At 65.7% G+C, this 14,901-nt stretch carries 19 protein-coding genes; 4 read left to right on the plus strand and 15 right to left on the minus strand.

Annotated features, from left to right (window positions below):
- The first annotated feature begins 34 nt into the window (after window positions 1–34).
- From trhA to HMJ39_RS15425, 4 genes are all read left to right on the plus strand, one after another.
- The gene (trhA, locus tag HMJ39_RS15410) at window positions 35–694 is read left to right on the plus strand and encodes a PAQR family membrane homeostasis protein TrhA (protein WP_194297970.1); all 660 of its coding nucleotides are present in this window, start codon (window positions 35–37) and stop codon (window positions 692–694) included.
- A gap of 88 nt (window positions 695–782) precedes the next feature.
- Window positions 783–1,133 carry an ArsR/SmtB family transcription factor gene (locus HMJ39_RS15415; protein WP_194297971.1) on the plus strand — a complete coding sequence of 117 codons (351 nt, stop codon included), beginning with the start codon at window positions 783–785 and terminating at the stop codon, window positions 1,131–1,133.
- On the plus strand, window positions 1,130–1,567 hold the full coding sequence (locus tag HMJ39_RS15420) for a YeeE/YedE family protein (RefSeq protein ID WP_194297972.1): 438 nt from the start codon (window positions 1,130–1,132) through the stop codon (window positions 1,565–1,567). Before HMJ39_RS15415 ends, HMJ39_RS15420 begins: the two co-directional genes overlap by 4 nt.
- Window positions 1,567–1,974, plus strand: coding sequence for a YeeE/YedE family protein (locus tag HMJ39_RS15425; RefSeq protein WP_194297973.1), 408 nt, complete (start codon window positions 1,567–1,569; stop codon window positions 1,972–1,974). Before HMJ39_RS15420 ends, HMJ39_RS15425 begins: the two co-directional genes overlap by 1 nt.
- A 7-nt stretch (window positions 1,975–1,981) precedes the next feature.
- Here HMJ39_RS15425 and HMJ39_RS15430 read toward each other — a convergent pair whose 3' ends face one another.
- Genes HMJ39_RS15430 through HMJ39_RS15500 form a run of 15 tightly spaced genes read right to left on the minus strand, consistent with a single transcriptional unit; the run spans window position 1,982 to window position 14,885 of the window.
- Entirely contained in the window at window positions 1,982–2,458 is a 477-nt protein-coding gene (locus HMJ39_RS15430) for a glutathione peroxidase (protein ID WP_161382876.1), read from the minus strand.
- 42 nt (window positions 2,459–2,500) lie between these two features.
- On the minus strand, window positions 2,501–3,652 hold the full coding sequence (locus HMJ39_RS15435; protein ID WP_194297974.1) for a hypothetical protein: 1,152 nt from the start codon (window positions 3,650–3,652) through the stop codon (window positions 2,501–2,503).
- Window positions 3,633–4,646 (minus strand): OmpA family protein, encoded by a 1,014-nt coding sequence (locus HMJ39_RS15440; protein WP_194297975.1) that lies wholly within the window; start codon window positions 4,644–4,646, stop codon window positions 3,633–3,635. Before HMJ39_RS15440 ends, HMJ39_RS15435 begins: the two co-directional genes overlap by 20 nt.
- 3 nt (window positions 4,647–4,649) lie before the next feature.
- Window positions 4,650–5,444, minus strand: a complete 795-nt coding sequence (locus HMJ39_RS15445; protein WP_194297976.1) for a hypothetical protein — start codon at window positions 5,442–5,444, stop codon at window positions 4,650–4,652.
- The gene (locus tag HMJ39_RS15450; RefSeq protein ID WP_161382873.1) at window positions 5,444–5,899 is read right to left on the minus strand and encodes a tetratricopeptide repeat protein; all 456 of its coding nucleotides are present in this window, start codon (window positions 5,897–5,899) and stop codon (window positions 5,444–5,446) included. Before HMJ39_RS15450 ends, HMJ39_RS15445 begins: the two co-directional genes overlap by 1 nt.
- The gene (locus HMJ39_RS15455; protein WP_194297977.1) at window positions 5,856–6,215 is read right to left on the minus strand and encodes a DUF192 domain-containing protein; all 360 of its coding nucleotides are present in this window, start codon (window positions 6,213–6,215) and stop codon (window positions 5,856–5,858) included. Before HMJ39_RS15455 ends, HMJ39_RS15450 begins: the two co-directional genes overlap by 44 nt.
- Complete coding sequence (locus HMJ39_RS15460) at window positions 6,212–7,099, minus strand: type II secretion system F family protein (protein WP_228462400.1); 888 nt, start codon at window positions 7,097–7,099, stop codon at window positions 6,212–6,214. The genes HMJ39_RS15455 and HMJ39_RS15460 overlap by 4 nt, the downstream gene beginning before the upstream one ends.
- Window positions 7,092–7,946: a type II secretion system F family protein gene (locus HMJ39_RS15465; RefSeq protein WP_194297978.1), complete on the minus strand. Its 855-nt coding sequence runs from the start codon at window positions 7,944–7,946 to the stop codon at window positions 7,092–7,094. The genes HMJ39_RS15460 and HMJ39_RS15465 overlap by 8 nt, the downstream gene beginning before the upstream one ends.
- On the minus strand, window positions 7,936–9,636 hold the full coding sequence (locus tag HMJ39_RS15470) for an ATPase, T2SS/T4P/T4SS family (RefSeq protein ID WP_161382870.1): 1,701 nt from the start codon (window positions 9,634–9,636) through the stop codon (window positions 7,936–7,938). Before HMJ39_RS15470 ends, HMJ39_RS15465 begins: the two co-directional genes overlap by 11 nt.
- A 4-nt stretch (window positions 9,637–9,640) precedes the next feature.
- Window positions 9,641–10,951, minus strand: a complete 1,311-nt coding sequence (locus HMJ39_RS15475) for a type II and III secretion system protein family protein (RefSeq protein WP_161382869.1) — start codon at window positions 10,949–10,951, stop codon at window positions 9,641–9,643.
- The gene (cpaB, locus tag HMJ39_RS15480; protein WP_161382868.1) at window positions 10,941–11,834 is read right to left on the minus strand and encodes a Flp pilus assembly protein CpaB; all 894 of its coding nucleotides are present in this window, start codon (window positions 11,832–11,834) and stop codon (window positions 10,941–10,943) included. The genes HMJ39_RS15475 and cpaB overlap by 11 nt, the downstream gene beginning before the upstream one ends.
- Window positions 11,835–11,849: 15 nt before the next feature.
- Window positions 11,850–12,023 carry a hypothetical protein gene (locus HMJ39_RS15485; protein WP_194297979.1) on the minus strand — a complete coding sequence of 58 codons (174 nt, stop codon included), beginning with the start codon at window positions 12,021–12,023 and terminating at the stop codon, window positions 11,850–11,852.
- Complete coding sequence (locus HMJ39_RS15490; RefSeq protein WP_194297980.1) at window positions 12,020–12,685, minus strand: hypothetical protein; 666 nt, start codon at window positions 12,683–12,685, stop codon at window positions 12,020–12,022. The genes HMJ39_RS15485 and HMJ39_RS15490 overlap by 4 nt, the downstream gene beginning before the upstream one ends.
- A gap of 8 nt (window positions 12,686–12,693) precedes the next feature.
- Window positions 12,694–13,464 carry a hypothetical protein gene (locus HMJ39_RS15495; protein ID WP_194297981.1) on the minus strand — a complete coding sequence of 257 codons (771 nt, stop codon included), beginning with the start codon at window positions 13,462–13,464 and terminating at the stop codon, window positions 12,694–12,696.
- A 26-nt stretch (window positions 13,465–13,490) separates the two neighbouring features.
- The gene (locus tag HMJ39_RS15500; RefSeq protein ID WP_194297982.1) at window positions 13,491–14,885 is read right to left on the minus strand and encodes a pilus assembly protein TadG-related protein; all 1,395 of its coding nucleotides are present in this window, start codon (window positions 14,883–14,885) and stop codon (window positions 13,491–13,493) included.
- Window positions 14,886–14,901: the final 16 nt, after the last annotated feature.

The following is a 14,901-nucleotide window of genomic DNA, read 5'->3' on the forward strand; positions in this document are numbered from 1 at the left end:
GGGACCCCCTCGGGCAACCATCCAAGGAGCCATCATGGCCTCACGGCACGACGCCGCGACGGCGGACTATTCTCTGCTGGAAGAGTTTCTCAACAGCCTCACCCATGGTCTGGGCCTGGTGCTCAGCCTGGTGGGCACGGCGGTCCTGGTGGTGGCGGCGAGCCTGCTCGGCGACCCTTGGAAAATCGTCAGCTTCAGTGTCTTCGGCGCCACCCTGGCGCTGCTCTACGCCGCCAGCATGCTCTATCACGGCAGCCGGCGGCCGCGCCTGCGGGCGGTCTACAAGATGCTGGATCACTGCGCCATCTTCGCCCTGATCGCGGGCACCTACACCCCCTTTCTGCTGGTCAACATGCGCGGCCCGGTGGGCTGGACCCTGTTCGGTGTGATCTGGGGGCTGGCCGCCACCGGCATCATCCTGAAGCTGGTATTTGGCAACCGCTACAAGCTCGCCCGGGTGGCGATCTACCTGGCCATGGGCTGGCTGGTGCTGTTCGCCTCCGGGGAACTGGTGGACAGCATCGACCCGCTGGGCTTCTGGCTGCTCCTGGCCGGCGGCATCACCTACACCGCCGGGGTGATCTTCTACCTGGCCGACCGCATCCCCTATAACCACGCCATCTGGCACCTGTTCGTGGTGGGCGGCAGCGCCTGCCATTTCGCCGCGGTCTACTTCAGCGTCCTGCCGGCCTGAAACCCCTCCGATCCGCGCACGGTCCGGGCTTGCCTTTTTATTATATAAATAAATATAATATTTTTACTTCAAACGTTGAGCCCACCCCATGCCCGAGATCACCGCCCCCACCCTGACGGACGCCGACCTGGCCGCCCTGCGCGACGGCGCCGGCGCCGGCGCCGCCTGCGGCTTTCTGCGTGCCCTCGCCCACGAAGACCGCCTGATGCTGCTGTGCCAGCTCAGCCAGGGCGAGTGCTCGGTGCGGGAACTGGAGGCCCGGGTCGGCCTGGGCCAGCCCAGCCTGTCCCAACAGCTGGGCATCCTGCGCCGTCAGGAGCTGGTGGTCAGCCGCGCCGAGGGGCGCCGGCGCCTGTACCGGGTGGCCGATGCGCGCGTGCTGACCCTGCTGCAAACCCTGCACGGCCTGTTTTGTCCGAACCGGGAGACCGACCGATGACCGTGGACTGGACCGCTTTCACCCCCTGGACCGCCCTGGCCGGCGGCCTGATGATCGGCGTCGCCGCCTCCGCCCTATGGCTACTGATGGGCCGCATCGCCGGCATCAGCGGCATCCTGGGCGGCGTGCTGGCGCCACAGTCCGGCGATCTGGGCTGGCGGCTGGCGTTCCTCGCCGGCCTGCTGGTTTCCCCGTGGCTGTACTTCCTGGCCGCCGGCCCGGCGCCCCTGGAGGTGAACGCGTCCACGCCGGTGCTGATCGTCGCCGGCCTGCTGGTGGGCTACGGCACCCGGCTCGGGTCCGGCTGCACCAGCGGCCATGGCGTGTGCGGCCTGTCGCGGTTGTCTCCCCGCTCCCTGGTGGCCACGCTGCTGTTCATGGGCGCCGGGTTCCTGACCGTCTATGTGACGCGGCATCTGCTGGGAGGTGCGTGATGAACCGCTTGGTGGCGTTTCTGGTGGGGCTGGTGTTCGGCCTTGGACTGCTGGTGTCGCAGCTGGCCAACCCGGCCAAGGTGCTGGCGTTCCTGGATCTGGCCGGTGCCTGGGATCCCTCCCTGGCGCTGGTGATGGGCGGCGCCGTGGCGGTGGGCATGGTGGCGTTCACGGTGTCGCGGCGGTGGCGCCGGTCCCTGCTCGGCGAACCGCTGCGCTGGCCCGGCGCCAACCGGCCGGATCGGCCACTGGTGATCGGCGCCTTGCTGTTCGGCGCCGGCTGGGGGCTGGCGGGCTTCTGCCCGGGCCCGGCCCTGGTGGCCGCCGGCGCTGGCCATGGCCAGGCGCTGCTGTTCGTGGCCGCCATGCTGGCGGGCATGGGGCTGTTCCGCCTGACCCGCCGCTGAACGGCGGTTACAACAGCGCTTCGATGTCGTCGGCGATCTTTTCCGGCTTGTCCTTGGGCGCGTAGCGCCGCACCACCCGGCCATCCCGGTCCACCAGGAATTTGGTGAAGTTCCATTTGATCGCCTCGGTGCCGAGCACGCCGGGGGCCTCCGCCTTGAGAAAGCGGAACAGGGGGTGGGCGTCGTCCCCGTTCACATCGATCTTGTCGAACATGGGGAAACCGACGCCGTAGTTCTTTTCACAGAAGGCGCCGATCTCGCCAGCGCCGCCGGGCTCCTGATGGCCGAACTGGTTGCAGGGAAACCCGAGGACCTCCAGGCCGCGATCGGCGAAATTGTCGTACAGCTTCTGCAGGCCCTGGTACTGGGGCGTGAAACCGCACTTGCTGGCGGTGTTGACGATCAACAGCACCTTGCCCCGGAAATCGGCGAGGTTTTTCTCCTCGCCGTCCAGGGTGCGGGCCTGAAAGTCGTAAATGCTCATGGGGCGCCTCCCTCCTGAGTGAAGGTCGAACGGCGCCCCGGATCAGCGGCGCGCCGAAAAGCAGCGCGCCAGCAGGGCGTCGTTCAATTCCTGATAGGTGAATGACTCGGCCGTCTCGTTGTTCAGCGTCACCGTCACGATACCGGCATTCCCATCATATTCCACCTGGGCGGTGTTGCCCGCCTGGTCTTCCATGGTCAGCCCGCCGGAAACGATGGACTGGGTGTCACCGGGCACGAACAGAGACACGTCCTTGTCGCGCTCCTGGTCCACGGTCAAGCCATCGGTGCTGACCTGATAGCGACCGACCGGGCAATCGCCGCCGATGGGCTGGCCGTCACTGTCCAGGAAACGTCGGCCGAACACGCCGCTGTATTGCTCTTCCCGGTACTCGGAGGCGGAACGGTCATTGATCGCGTCATAGCGCATCACGAAGCGGTCGTTGGCGCTGGTGCCGGTCTGCAGATCGTAGCCGATCCCGTCACTGCCGCCGCTGCGGATGCGGCTCACCTGGTACAGCTCGGTGGCGCCGCCGCCATCGCCCAGCTGGCTGTCCTGGGCGGTGCCCCGCCGTATCTCGATATGGCCATCCCAGTACCGGGACCAGTCCATAACGGGACCGTTTTCGGTGTTCAGAACCGCGGTATAGGGGTCGTCCAGGCTGACGCCGGAGAGCTCATAGGCCACGAACTCATCGGCATTGGCGGGATCGGCGTTCACCGGGTAGCCGATGCGGCGCTCGCCCTCGGTGTGTGTCTCCAGGGATTCGGACGGATCGGACAGGTCGCCTTCCTGGCAGCCCTGTTCATCGGTGGTGACCACATCGAAAAGACCACCGGTGTAGGGTGATCCCAGGTCCTCATCAGCACGGCCGAGAAAAACCACCTGGCCACCGTCGGAGCAGTCCCGGGTCCGCACTACCCGACTCTCCTCCACATCACCGCCCAGCATGCCGAACAGCGACAGCCCGGCGGCGGTCATGCCCACGGTGCTGCCGTAGACGGAACCCGGCGCCAGCAGGGCCACGGTTTCCGCGCTGTCGAAGGTGGCGGGGGACACTTCGGAGAGCGAGCGCGGCAGGGTGTCGCCGCCGTCTCCGCCACCGCCGCTGCCGCCACAGGCGGCCAGCACGCCGGCCAGGGCGAGGGTGATACCGGCCCGGGCCGGTGCGCGGTCAAACCGAATCCGTTTCATCGTCTTGATCTCCTTGGGGCTGGGTTGCGCCGTCGCCGGTGGGGGCCGGCTCCGACGGAGGCGTCGCCGTTTCGGCGTCCGCCTGGGGGGTGGGGGCCGGCGCGGGCCGTTGTTCCAGGATCAGATCCACCCGGCGCCAGTGGCGGCCGTCCTCGCCCGGCGGCGGCACCTGGACCTGGCCGCCGTGGTTGGCGACCCGGTCGCCGGCGTCGGCGTGGTCGGCGAGCCAGGTGGCCACCCGGTCGGCCCGTTCCCGGGCCAGCCGGCGATTGCTGTCGCGGCCGTTTTCGGTGGCGGCGTCACCGGCGCCATCGGCGTAGCCGGTGACCGCGGCCTGGAGGTCGTCCTGTTCGCGCAGGGCGGTGGCCACGCGGTCCACGCGCAGCAGATCGGCCAGGCTCAGGCGGCTGTCGTTGAGCGCGAAGAACAGTTGCTGCTCACCGGGTTCGGCGGCCAGGGTGAGTACCCGGGTGAGGCGCGCGTTCTCCAGGCTCACCGCCACGCTGCGCGGCAGGTCATCCACTTCGTTGACGTACACCGCCACGTAGTCGCCTCGCTCCGCCTGCTTGCCCTTGTGGGCCAGCAGGTAATGCTGGCTGCCGCTTTCGCCGATCACCCCCTGGCCCAACATCAGCCGCCAGCCGGGAGCATCACCGCACTCATCGCGGTGGCACTCGAAAGCGATCCGGTAGCCGGCGCCGGTGAGCCGGGCACGGTAGTGCTCGATGATGCTCAGATCGCTGTCGGCGGGGGGATGATCGAGCACCACCCGACGCATCCGTCCGACCAGGTGAACTTCGCCACCGGAGGCATAGCCCTGGCGCGTCTCATTGTCCAGATAGCGTATCGGCGAACTTGGCAGCTCGATGTTGATCCGCGACTGGTAGGTGCGCGCCATCACCGTTTCATGGTCGAACAGGGCCGGCACCTGCAGCGCCTTCACGGCACCGGCCAGAGCCATCAACGCCAAAGCCGACGAAATTCGCTTGATCATGCTTTACCTCAGATTCTTGCAGTTGGTGTTTCTCAGCAGGTTGCCTTCGCAGCGCACCGGCGTTTGCATGCGCACCACGGCGTGGCTGGACAGGGGAAAGTAGTAACCGCCTTCGGCGGCGCGCATCAGGCTGCAGCGGCGCCAGTCCCCGGAGTTGATCAGGCCGCTGACATTGACCGCTTCCCAAATCAGCTTGTTGATCCCCGGCACCTTCATTTCCTGGCACCAGACCGTGCGCACCTTGAGCAGGTTGGCGTCCTGCACGTTGATCTTGCGGCCATTCACATCCACCTGGGTGGACGGGCGCTCCGACAGATTGTCGTTGGGGATTTCGTAGTAGCGGGCGTCGGCCTCCACTTCCCGGTAGTCGCCGCCGTTGGGGCAGCCGCGCCGCCGGCAGTCGCTGGTAAGCCGCCAGGCCGGCCGCGACAGCTCGCGGAAGCCGGCGGCGGTGGGCGAAATTACTTCCACCTTGGCGATCGGGTGAGCGTCGACCCCGTAGAGACGGCCCAGCGCTTCGCGCCGGGCGGTGTAGGTCGCCAGGTTCGGCGATTCGCCGGGGGGCGCCGCGTACATCGTGGGCAGCATGCCGCGCACCAGCTCCTGCTTCATGTCGCTGGTGAAGGCGTTGTGCAGGCTGCCGGCGCGGGCGGCGCGGAAGGTGGCGTCATTCAGCGTGGCCTTGGCGCGGTACATCAGTCCGAGCTGCAGAATCGCCAGCAACAGGGGCACGCCCCAGGCGAAGGTGATCAGCATCTCCGCCAGGGCCTGGCCCCGTTGCGCGCGCCGGCGCATCATCACCGCTCCTCCGCCCGGTCGGCGGTGAGCGCGTCCACCAGCCGCTGGCGCAGGGCGCCGAGCCGGCGCTGATCGGCGGGCTGGTCGGCGAAGCGCTGCTCGGCATCGGCCAGGGTGCGCAGGGATTGGCGGGTGCGCACCAGCGCCAGGTTGTACCAGGCCCGGGCCTGGTCCGGGTCCAGTTCCAGGCAGCGCTCGTACATGGTGATGGCGGCATCCAGCTGGCCGCTGCGGGCGTAGATGTTGCCCAGGCGGAACCAGCCCTGGTAGAGCTCCGGGTTGTCGTTGACCAGCTCCCGGTAGTAAGCCTCCGCTTCCACGAACAGACCGTCCGTGTAGGCCTGCTCCGCGCGGCGCAGCTTGTTGGCGCTGTGTTCGCCGTCGATGTTCGAGGCGCTGGTGGCGCAGGCGCTAAGCAGCGCGGCCAGTATCAGCGTCGGCCACAATCTGTACATGGCTGTTCTCCTTGATTCCCAGGTCGGCGGCGGTACCGGCGGCCAGCTCCAGTACCGAGCGAGCGCGCCAGACAGTGGCGGTGCGCCAGGGCTTGAGCCCGGCGTGCACGCGCAGCACCCGGCCGTGCGCGTCGAGGAACACGGCGTCGATGGCGAAGCGCATGAAAAACATATGGATGGAACGACAGCGCGGAATCCACAGGGCGTCCTCCGGCGCCAGCCGAGCACGGCCGATCAGGCCCACCAGACGGCGCCGGTAATGCAGGGCGGCTTCGGCGCGCAGCGGCGTGGCGCGATCGTCCAGGTACACCCTCACCGGAACACCTCCCAGAGCTTCATGGCGATGGGGAAGCCGATGATCAGAAAGGTGGTGGGGAAGATGAACGCCACCAGCGGCAGGATCAGCTTCACCGGCGCCTGCATGGCCAGTTTCTCGGCGAGCTGGAAGCGTTCCGTGCGGCGCTGGTCCGCCTGGCCCTTGAGCACGTCGCCGATGCTGGCGCCGGTGCGCTCCGCCTGTACCACGGCGTTGACGAAGGTCTGCACCGCGTCCACGTCGACCCGTTCGGCCATCAGGCGCAGGGCATCGAAGCGGCCCATGCCGGCGCGGATGTCACGCATGACCTTGTTGAGCTCCGCCTTCATGGGCCCTTCCGGGCCCTTTTCCACGGAGTGGCGAATGGCGCCGGTGAAGTTGGCGCCGGCCTGGATGCTCATGGCCAGGTAATCGAGGAACACCGGCAGCTGGCGGAGGATTTCAATGCGCCGTTTCTTGCGTTTTTCCCGGGCGTTCAGATAGGGCAGCGCGAAGCCCAGCAGGCCCGCCAGGAACACCCAGAGCGGATCGCTGTGTTCCAGCATGGCCAGACACAGCCAGGTGCCCAGCATGAACAGCAGCGAGGACACCACCTGCAGCCCGAAGAACTGCTGGGCGTTCATCATGAAGCCCTGCCCGGATTGCGCCAGCAGCCGGTTGCCACGGGCAATCTGCTCCACCCGCATGAGGCTGCCCAGATAGTGGGCGAAGAATTCCACCAGCGGCCACACCAGGCGCAGCGTGAACGGCAGTGGGTCCATGAACTCGCGCTCGTCGCGCTCCACTTCCTTGCGCGCGCGGTTGAGCGCCAGAAACATCAGGATCAAGGCCACCGGCAGCAGACACACGGCGATCAGGGCGTAGAGGGCTCCGGACTCAAACATCGATGGACACTATCTTCTTGATGAACCAGAACCCGAGCAGCTCGAGCACCACGATCACCGCGCACACCGCCCAGCCGGCCATGGTGGTGAACAGCTTGTCCATGGCCTCCGGTTCGATCTGCGCGATGGCGAATCCCACCGCCAGGGGCAGCAGCGCCATCACATAGCCCTGGGCCTTGCCCATGGCGGTGAGCGCCTTGATCTTGCCTTCGATTTCCAGCTTGCGGCGCAGCGTTTCAGCCAACCTCGCCAGTACGTCCGCCAGGCTGCCGCCCACTTCCCGGGCGATCTTCATGCCGGCGGTGAGCATGCGCAGGTCCTCGCCGGGCATGCGCTCGAGCATATTGTCCAGGGCTTCGTTGAAGTCCACGCCCATCTTCAGCTCGCGCAGTAGCAGGCCGAATTCCTGGCGAATCGGCCCGGAGGATTCCTTCACCATCAGTTCCAGGGCGGATTGCAGGTTGGAGCCGGCGCGCAGCATGGAAGCCACCGAGGCCATGCTGTCCGGCAGGGCATAGCTGAAGCTGCGTTCGCGGCGCGCGCGCAGTACCGAATAGACCATGCGCGGGCAGGCGGCGAGCGCCGCCGCCACCAGCACGCTGACCAGCAGGTTGCCGGACACCGCCCAGATCAGAAACGCGGATACCACCAGAATGCCCAGGTTGAACAGGAACAGCTTCTGCGGATCGATGAAGATGAACAGATCCTTGAGGTTGGCCTCGGCGCTTTCCCGAAACCGCTCCTCGTAACGCACCGCCGCCTGGGTGAACAGGCGGTAGCCCATCAGCGCGAACAGAAACACGCTGACGGCCAGCAGCAATGCGAACAGCAGGATGCTAAAAGTCATGCGCCTCTTCCCGGTTACGGAACAGGTTCATGTCCACGTCGATGTGCCGCTCGCGCAGCTCCTCGACGAAATCCGGAATCGCGCCGGTGGCGACGAAATCGCCACGCACGCGGCCTTCCTGGTCATAGCCTTTTTGCTGGAAACGGTAGATTTCGGAGAGCTGGATCACGCCGCCCTCCAGGCCGGTGACCTCGGCCACGCTGGTGACCTTGCGGCTACCGCAGGCGAAGCGGGTCTGCTGGACGATGATGTCCACCGCCGAGGCGATCTGTTCGCGGATGGCGTGCACCGGCAGATCCATGCCCGACATCAGCACCAGTACCTCCAGGCGCGAAATGCAGTCCCGTGGCGAGTTCGAGTGAATCGTGGTCAGCGAGCCGTCGTGGCCGGTGTTCATGGCCTGCAGCATGTCCAGTGCCTCGCCGCCCCGGCACTCGCCCACCACGATGCGGTCCGGACGCATGCGCAGGCAGTTCTTCACCAGGTCGCGGATGCTGATGGCACCGCGCCCTTCCTGGTTGGCCGGGCGTGCTTCCAGGGACACCAGGTTGGGCTGATAGAGCTTCAGCTCCGCGGCGTCCTCCACGGTGATGATGCGTTCGCTGTCGGGAATGAAGTTGGAGAGCACGTTGAGCAAGGTGGTCTTGCCCGAGCCGGTGCCGCCGGAGATCACCACGTTCTTGCGACTGCGCACGGCCAGATCCAGGAACGCCACCATCTCGTCACTGAGCGAGCCGAAGCGGCGCATGTGCTCGGCGGTGAGACGCTCCTTCATGAATTTACGGATGGTGATGTTGGGGCCCTTGAGCGCCAGCGGCGGAATCACCGCGTTGACCCGGGAACCGTCCTTGAGGCGGGCGTCCACCATCGGCGAGCTTTCGTCGATGCGCCGGCCCAGGGGCGACACGATGCGCTCGATGGCGGAGATCACCGAGGTGTCGTCGGTGAAGGTCACGCGGGACTGATTGAGCCGGCCGTTTCGCTCGTAGTAGATCTCGTCGCGGGCGTTGACCATGATCTCGGAGATGCTTTCATCGGCCAGCAGCGGTTCCAGCGGGCCCAGCCCCACCGCTTCGGCGAGCACCTGGCGGGCCAGCTCCTCCTTGTCGATGTCCGCGTCGATGCCGTCCTGGTCACGGATGATCTTGTCGATGGCGCCGGCGGTGAACTGACGCAGCTCCTGGTCGCTCATGTCGGCCACGTTGACGCGGCGCAGGTCCATGTAGTCCACCAGCGAGCGACGGATACGCTCGCGCCAGTGGGTGACGCGGGCCTCGTGCTCCCGGGAGCGCGGCGTTTCATCCGGCTCATAGCGTTGGGAGCGCGGCTCGTCGTCGGCGGGCCCGGTCACCGCCGGGCCGTCGCCGGTGGCCGGCTTGCGCAACTCCGCGGGCGTATTGAGCAGACGGCAGTTGAGCCGGTAGTCGCTGATCTCGACCACGTCCTCTTCGTCCAGCGGACCGTACTCCTCCACCTTGCGGCCGTTCACGTTGGTGCCGGTGCGATGGCCCTGGTCGATCACGTAGAGACCGTCCTCGCGACACTGCAGACGCGCGTGGGAGCCGGCCACCTTCCAGCCCGCCATCGGCACCAGGCTTTCCTTGTCCTTGCCAAGCACGCACTCGCCGCGTTCGCAGGTGTAGCTGCCCACCAGGGTGCCCTTCTTGGTTTTGACCAGAACGCTGAACATCCGCCTACTCCATCAACAGGGCGTCGATTTCCATGTCCTTGCGGATCGACTCCACTTCGCCGCGCACCCGTTCCACCAGCTTCTGGTTGCTCTCTTCCTGGGCATCGACGATGCGCGGGGTGACCATGATCAGCACCTCGCTTTCATCGATGCGGTCCTCGGTGGAACTGAACAGCTTGCCGAGGATGGGAATGTCACCGAGGAACGGGACTTTCTGGGTTTGCTTGGCCAGGTTGCCGGACACCAGGCCGGAGATGACGATGGTGTCCTGGTCCTTGACGTTGATGGTGGTCAGGGCGCGGCGCACGAGCACGCCGGGCACGCCGTTCACCTGGGTGGACAGGTCGATGTTGCTGACCTCCGCTTCCACCGAGGCCTTGATGTCGTCGCCGGACACCACCGGAAGAATGTTGAGAATGATGCCGTACTCTCGGAAGGTGACGTCGATGAACCCGTCCTGGTTGATCACCGGAATCGGGTAGTCGCCACCGGAGCGGAACTCCGCCTCCTCGCCGCTGCGCGCCACCAGCCTCGGCGCCGAAAGAATGCGCGCGTCGCCCACTTCCGCCAGCGCTTCGATGGTGGAACCGATGCCGGTGGTGATGCCGAAGTACTGCTGGGTGTCGTAGCTGTCGAAATTGAAGTTGGCGTTCTCCAGGGCCTCGGAGATCTGACCGGGCAGCTCGTTCTCGGCGCTGCTGTAGACCCCGAAAATGGGGTTGGTGGTGGCCGCGGAGTGCACGCCATAGGCCGGCCCACCGATCTGGTCATCCCAGCGAATGCCCAGACGCTGCAGATCCTGGCGGCCGATCTCGACGATCTTCACGTCCATGCGCACCATCTCGGAAACCTCGAAGCCGTCGCCGCGCACCATGTTGATGGAGTTCGGCATCTCGTCGGTGAGTTCCTTGATGATGTCGATGAACTGCGGCTCCACGCGGCCCTTGAACACCACGTATTTGCCGACCTGCTCCACCTCCAGGCCCTGGAACAGGTTGGCGAGTTTCTTGGACACACTGAGCTGGCGGTCCACCGGCAGGCTGGAGACGGTGACTTCCAGCGTGTCCTTGCGGCCACCGCGCTTCCAGACCGATACATTGGACACCCCCTCGGCCACGCCGATCAGGAGCAGGGAGCCGTCGTCGAGTACCTTGTAATTGAGGACGCTGGGACTGCCCACCGCCACGCGGGTGATGGTGCCCATGGAAAAGGTGCGCGCTTCCCCGGCGTACAGATCCATATAGCGGGTGGCGGCGGTGGCCGTCGACGCCCACAGGCTGGCGGCCAGCAGTACCAGTACGATGCTACTTCTCATTGCTTTCACTCACCGTCTCCGTATCCCATGCGCCTTCCGCCAGCTGATAGACGCGCCCCTGGCCGGCGGCTTGTTTGTTCCAGTACCGGCGCTCCTGGTCGCCGGCGCGGTAGGTGTTGGCGTTCAGCTGCCCGTTGTTGGCCTCGCCGCCGGCGAGCACCTCGATCCCGTCGCGGCCCTGGGCCTGGCCGTAGTTGGCCACCTTCTCGTCGTCCGGGTGGCGCAGCAAAAAGCTCAGCTCGCCGGCGGCGCGGGCGCGCAGCATTTTCGCCACGTCTTCCACCGGCACCCCCACGGTGATCGACGAATAAGGCTGGCCGTCATCGCCGAAGCCCATGTCCGCCATGGTGCGCGGCCCGGTGGCCAGCACCGTGATGTTGTCGAGCAGCTTCTCCATGTAGAAAGCGCCGCCTTCGTCGACCACGCTGAGCAGGTCGATGTGGTCACCGGCCTGCAGCAGGTTCTCCGAGGAATCCACCGGGCTGGCATCCACGGTGATGGCGCGCTCGCCGGGGCGCAGCAGTTCCGAGAAGGAGCCCACGCCCTGCATGCCGGCGATGAACGCGGAGATCAGCGCGGTGCCTTCCTTCATGGGCATCTTCAGCCGCAGACCGGAGACGCCGTCGTACTGGTTGACGCTGATGGCGCCGGACGGCACGAATTCCCGGGGTATCTCGCGAATCGCCATGGTGCTGCCGTCCACCGGATCACCGGGGTAAAGATCCCGGGACGCCACCACGATCTGCACCGGCTCCTTCTGGCGGGCCAGTTCACTGCGGATCGAGGCCTCGCGGTTCTCCAGATAGGTGAGGCCCAGCCAGCCGGCGAGAACCGCCAGACCGATGGCCACCACCAGCATGATGATTGCGGTGTATTTCTTCATTCGTTCACGAACCCGTTAGCCAGGGACCGACATGGCCCAGATGTACGATTCTTGATTGGCCTGGAAGGCCTCCATCAGAAACCCGATGGCGCTTTGCCCGTCGAACACCGGCGCGAACAACGCGCCGACGACGAATACCGCGCCCACCACGTATTCCACGTAGGCCTGCCCGTTCTGACGCCTTTTCATCGGCGCACCTCCACGGTCATCACGTTGACCTCGCGGCCTTGCCGCTTGATGACGATGTCCATTTCCCGGTCGTCCTTGGCCAGGCTGATGCGCGCGCCGCGCCGGGACTGATCCAGGTTCTTGCGCACCGCCGTCCAGTGATGGCTGCGGTAATGATTCAGGTAGTAGTTGTAGTTGCTGCCCACCGAATGCTGATTGCGCAGGATCACCGTGCGCGACGGCCGGCCCGCGTCCTCGGCGGTGATGTCGCTGATCACCTGGCTGCGCGGCAGTGCCGGCACGCCTTCGCCGGGCGGCGCCGAGGTGCGCAGATCGGCGATGCGGCTGACGCCCACCTGGGCGTAGGTGGTGCCGGCCAGGTCGGTGATCTGCACCGTGGTGTAGTAATCACCCCGCAGGCTGCTCAGCACCCACCATTTGCCCTGGCGGGCTTCCTTGTGATCGCGGCCCTGTTCATCCCAGGCCTTGGTGTAGAAGCGTTTCAGCTGCTCCACGTCGCGCGGATAATTGAAGGTGAAGATACGCATGGCCACGCCGTTGAACACCATGCTGTCGGCCACCCACTCCCGTTTCACGCCGTCGGGCACAGGCACGTCCGGCCAGTCATCGGCCAGCGCCAGACCGGTGAGCAACAGCGTCATCACGAACAGAACAGGTTTCATGGTGGCTCCTAGCAAGCGTCCGGGGCGTCGGTGTTGCCGCGTTCATACGGCGCCAGGCGCTGGCAGGGGGCCACGCCCACATCCACCTTGCCGAGCTCGAAGTTGTCCGAATCCAGGTCGTCGAACACGAACCCGACAATGTCCTGCACGGTTCGGATCACACCATTGTCGAGCAGGGAGGTGGGCACCATGCGCCGAATGCTTTCCCGAGCCATCTGTGGCGAACCGGCGTTCCAGGCGTCGTCGAGCAACACGTAGCGGGTCTTGAGGGACAGCGGTTCCACGGGCAGGAAATCCGAATCGGGCTTGAGCAAGGCCACCTCCACGGAGGCCTGACGATAGCCGTCGTCCTGAAGCTTGAGCGCGTCGGCGGCCATGCCATTGAGCCGCCCGAGAATGCCGCTGGCCGCCACCGCGCTGGTGCTCACCTGCACGCCGGAATTGCTTTCACCAAGGTCGGCGAGCATCACTTCCCGGCCACCGCCCTCGCCGTAGGTGGTGTAGGCCATGGTGTCCAGGGGCTGGTTTTCCTGGTCGGTCTTATCATGCTGGGAATCGATCAGGCTCTCGGCGCGGGCGAATACCCGGTTGCGCACTTCCCAGCCCAGTTCCTGGTCACCCTTGGTGATCGAATTATCGTCCCACACGGTTTTTTCCCAGGCGGAATAGCGCGACGCTTCCTGGGCACGGAACTTCATGTCGCCAGTTTTCGCCAGGAAACTCAGGGCGATGAAGGTGGGCACCAGGATGAACAGGGAAGCGACCAGAAACCCCGCCATGGACTGGCCCCTTTGACGTGCCGCCTTCATAGCCCCAGCTCTCCCAGCGCCAGCATTCGTTCACCGGTGGAGAGCGCCGCCAGCGACGGCTGCCAGTAAGGGTTGTAGAGACTACCGTATTCCCGGCGCCCGTCGCGGCGCGGAAACAGATCGTTGGGGTAGTGGAATTCCACCCGTGCCTTGGAGATCGACGCCATGCGGCCATTCAGGAAGTCCTGCTCGCCGCCGAACTTCATGCGATCGCGGGCGCCGGTAACATCCGAGGCGGTCTTGACCCCTTCATTGCCGCCGGGCTTGGTGAGGGTGATGATGATGCCCGGGCCCTCGTTCAGCACACCGTCCTTCTTCAGCGCGCTGAAGCGGCGCATGCCCTGGTAGTTGTGCTGCACTCCGGACCGGCGGTATTCGGCGGCGGCGAGCCGGGAAGCGCGGCTGTTGTCATCCCAGTAATCGTTGCCGTCGTGAATGTCCCGGAAACGATAGAGCCTGCGGGTGTTCGACGGCGCGCTTTGCGAACCCGCCCAGCCCACCGGTATCTCTTCATGCTTCCTGCCGAACGGCGTCAGCATCCAGGTGTGCACCGACAGCGTGTCGATGGCGGACCAGGTGTAATAGGGTCCCTGGTTATCGCGGCGGCGCGCCAGTTCGGTGCCACCGCGCTTTTTGATTTCCACCTTGAAGAAGCCCAGCACATCCACCACCGGGAGATCGCTTCGGCGTTCGGTGGTGAAATTGTCGCGGCTATCCAGGAGGATGTTCCGAAACTCGTCACTGCGGGCGCGATCGTCCGGATTCCCGCGCCGGCCGCGATACGGGTAGGCGCGGTCCGGGTTATAGCGCCCCACCATATCGGCGTGGGCACGGGCGAACGAGGCCAGGGAGGTGATCGTGTAGGCGGTGTCCACCTGCGCGTCGTTCTTTTCAACCACGTCCTCGAACACCTGCTGGGCGAGAGCCAGGGTTTCCACGTGGGCGAAATCCTGAAGGCCCGCCAGCACCCGGATCGCCTGGTCGAGGCCGGCGACCGCGAAGCGCATGGCGCGCTCGATGGCGCTGGCGCTGCGATCAAGAATTTTTTCCAGCGCCGTCATGACCTGGCCGAGATAGGGAATCCATTTGGTCACCAGCGAAATATTGCGCGTGGTGTTGTGCAGCCAGCGCGTCCAGCTGACCAGGGTGACGCCCTGGGCCACCGCCACGTGGTTGGCGATCATGGCACGGTTGGCGTAGGCCTGGATGTTCAGGTTGCGCGCTTCCACCGCCGCCACGCTGTAGGCAGCCGCGTCGGCGGTGGATTGCAGGCGGGTTTTTTCGTTGCTGACGTTATAGGCGTCGTGGACGAAGTAGACCGCGGCGGTTACCGCGAACAACATCACGAGCACATAGACAGTCATCTGCCCACGCTGATGATGGCGTTTCATGATTTCCCCCAGCGGC

The sequence above is a fragment of the Alloalcanivorax profundimaris genome (assembly GCF_015265435.1).
Lineage (GTDB): Bacteria > Pseudomonadota > Gammaproteobacteria > Pseudomonadales > Alcanivoracaceae > Alloalcanivorax > Alloalcanivorax profundimaris.

Coding starts and splice junctions, on each gene's coding strand:
- trhA (WP_194297970.1), top strand. CDS start 35: ATGGCCTCACGGCACGACGCCGCGACGGCGGACTATTCTCTGCTGGAA.
- HMJ39_RS15415 (WP_194297971.1), top strand. CDS start 783: ATGCCCGAGATCACCGCCCCCACCCTGACGGACGCCGACCTGGCCGCC.
- HMJ39_RS15420 (WP_194297972.1), top strand. CDS start 1,130: ATGACCGTGGACTGGACCGCTTTCACCCCCTGGACCGCCCTGGCCGGC.
- HMJ39_RS15425 (WP_194297973.1), top strand. CDS start 1,567: ATGAACCGCTTGGTGGCGTTTCTGGTGGGGCTGGTGTTCGGCCTTGGA.
- HMJ39_RS15430 (WP_161382876.1), bottom strand. CDS start 2,458: ATGAGCATTTACGACTTTCAGGCCCGCACCCTGGACGGCGAGGAGAAA.
- HMJ39_RS15435 (WP_194297974.1), bottom strand. CDS start 3,652: ATGAAACGGATTCGGTTTGACCGCGCACCGGCCCGGGCCGGTATCACC.
- HMJ39_RS15440 (WP_194297975.1), bottom strand. CDS start 4,646: ATGATCAAGCGAATTTCGTCGGCTTTGGCGTTGATGGCTCTGGCCGGT.
- HMJ39_RS15445 (WP_194297976.1), bottom strand. CDS start 5,444: ATGATGCGCCGGCGCGCGCAACGGGGCCAGGCCCTGGCGGAGATGCTG.
- HMJ39_RS15450 (WP_161382873.1), bottom strand. CDS start 5,899: ATGTACAGATTGTGGCCGACGCTGATACTGGCCGCGCTGCTTAGCGCC.
- HMJ39_RS15460 (WP_228462400.1), bottom strand. CDS start 7,099: ATGTTTGAGTCCGGAGCCCTCTACGCCCTGATCGCCGTGTGTCTGCTG.
- HMJ39_RS15465 (WP_194297978.1), bottom strand. CDS start 7,946: ATGACTTTTAGCATCCTGCTGTTCGCATTGCTGCTGGCCGTCAGCGTG.
- HMJ39_RS15470 (WP_161382870.1), bottom strand. CDS start 9,636: ATGTTCAGCGTTCTGGTCAAAACCAAGAAGGGCACCCTGGTGGGCAGC.
- HMJ39_RS15475 (WP_161382869.1), bottom strand. CDS start 10,951: ATGAGAAGTAGCATCGTACTGGTACTGCTGGCCGCCAGCCTGTGGGCG.
- cpaB (WP_161382868.1), bottom strand. CDS start 11,834: ATGAAGAAATACACCGCAATCATCATGCTGGTGGTGGCCATCGGTCTG.
- HMJ39_RS15485 (WP_194297979.1), bottom strand. CDS start 12,023: ATGAAAAGGCGTCAGAACGGGCAGGCCTACGTGGAATACGTGGTGGGC.
- HMJ39_RS15490 (WP_194297980.1), bottom strand. CDS start 12,685: ATGAAACCTGTTCTGTTCGTGATGACGCTGTTGCTCACCGGTCTGGCG.
- HMJ39_RS15495 (WP_194297981.1), bottom strand. CDS start 13,464: ATGGCGGGGTTTCTGGTCGCTTCCCTGTTCATCCTGGTGCCCACCTTC.
- HMJ39_RS15500 (WP_194297982.1), bottom strand. CDS start 14,885: ATGAAACGCCATCATCAGCGTGGGCAGATGACTGTCTATGTGCTCGTG.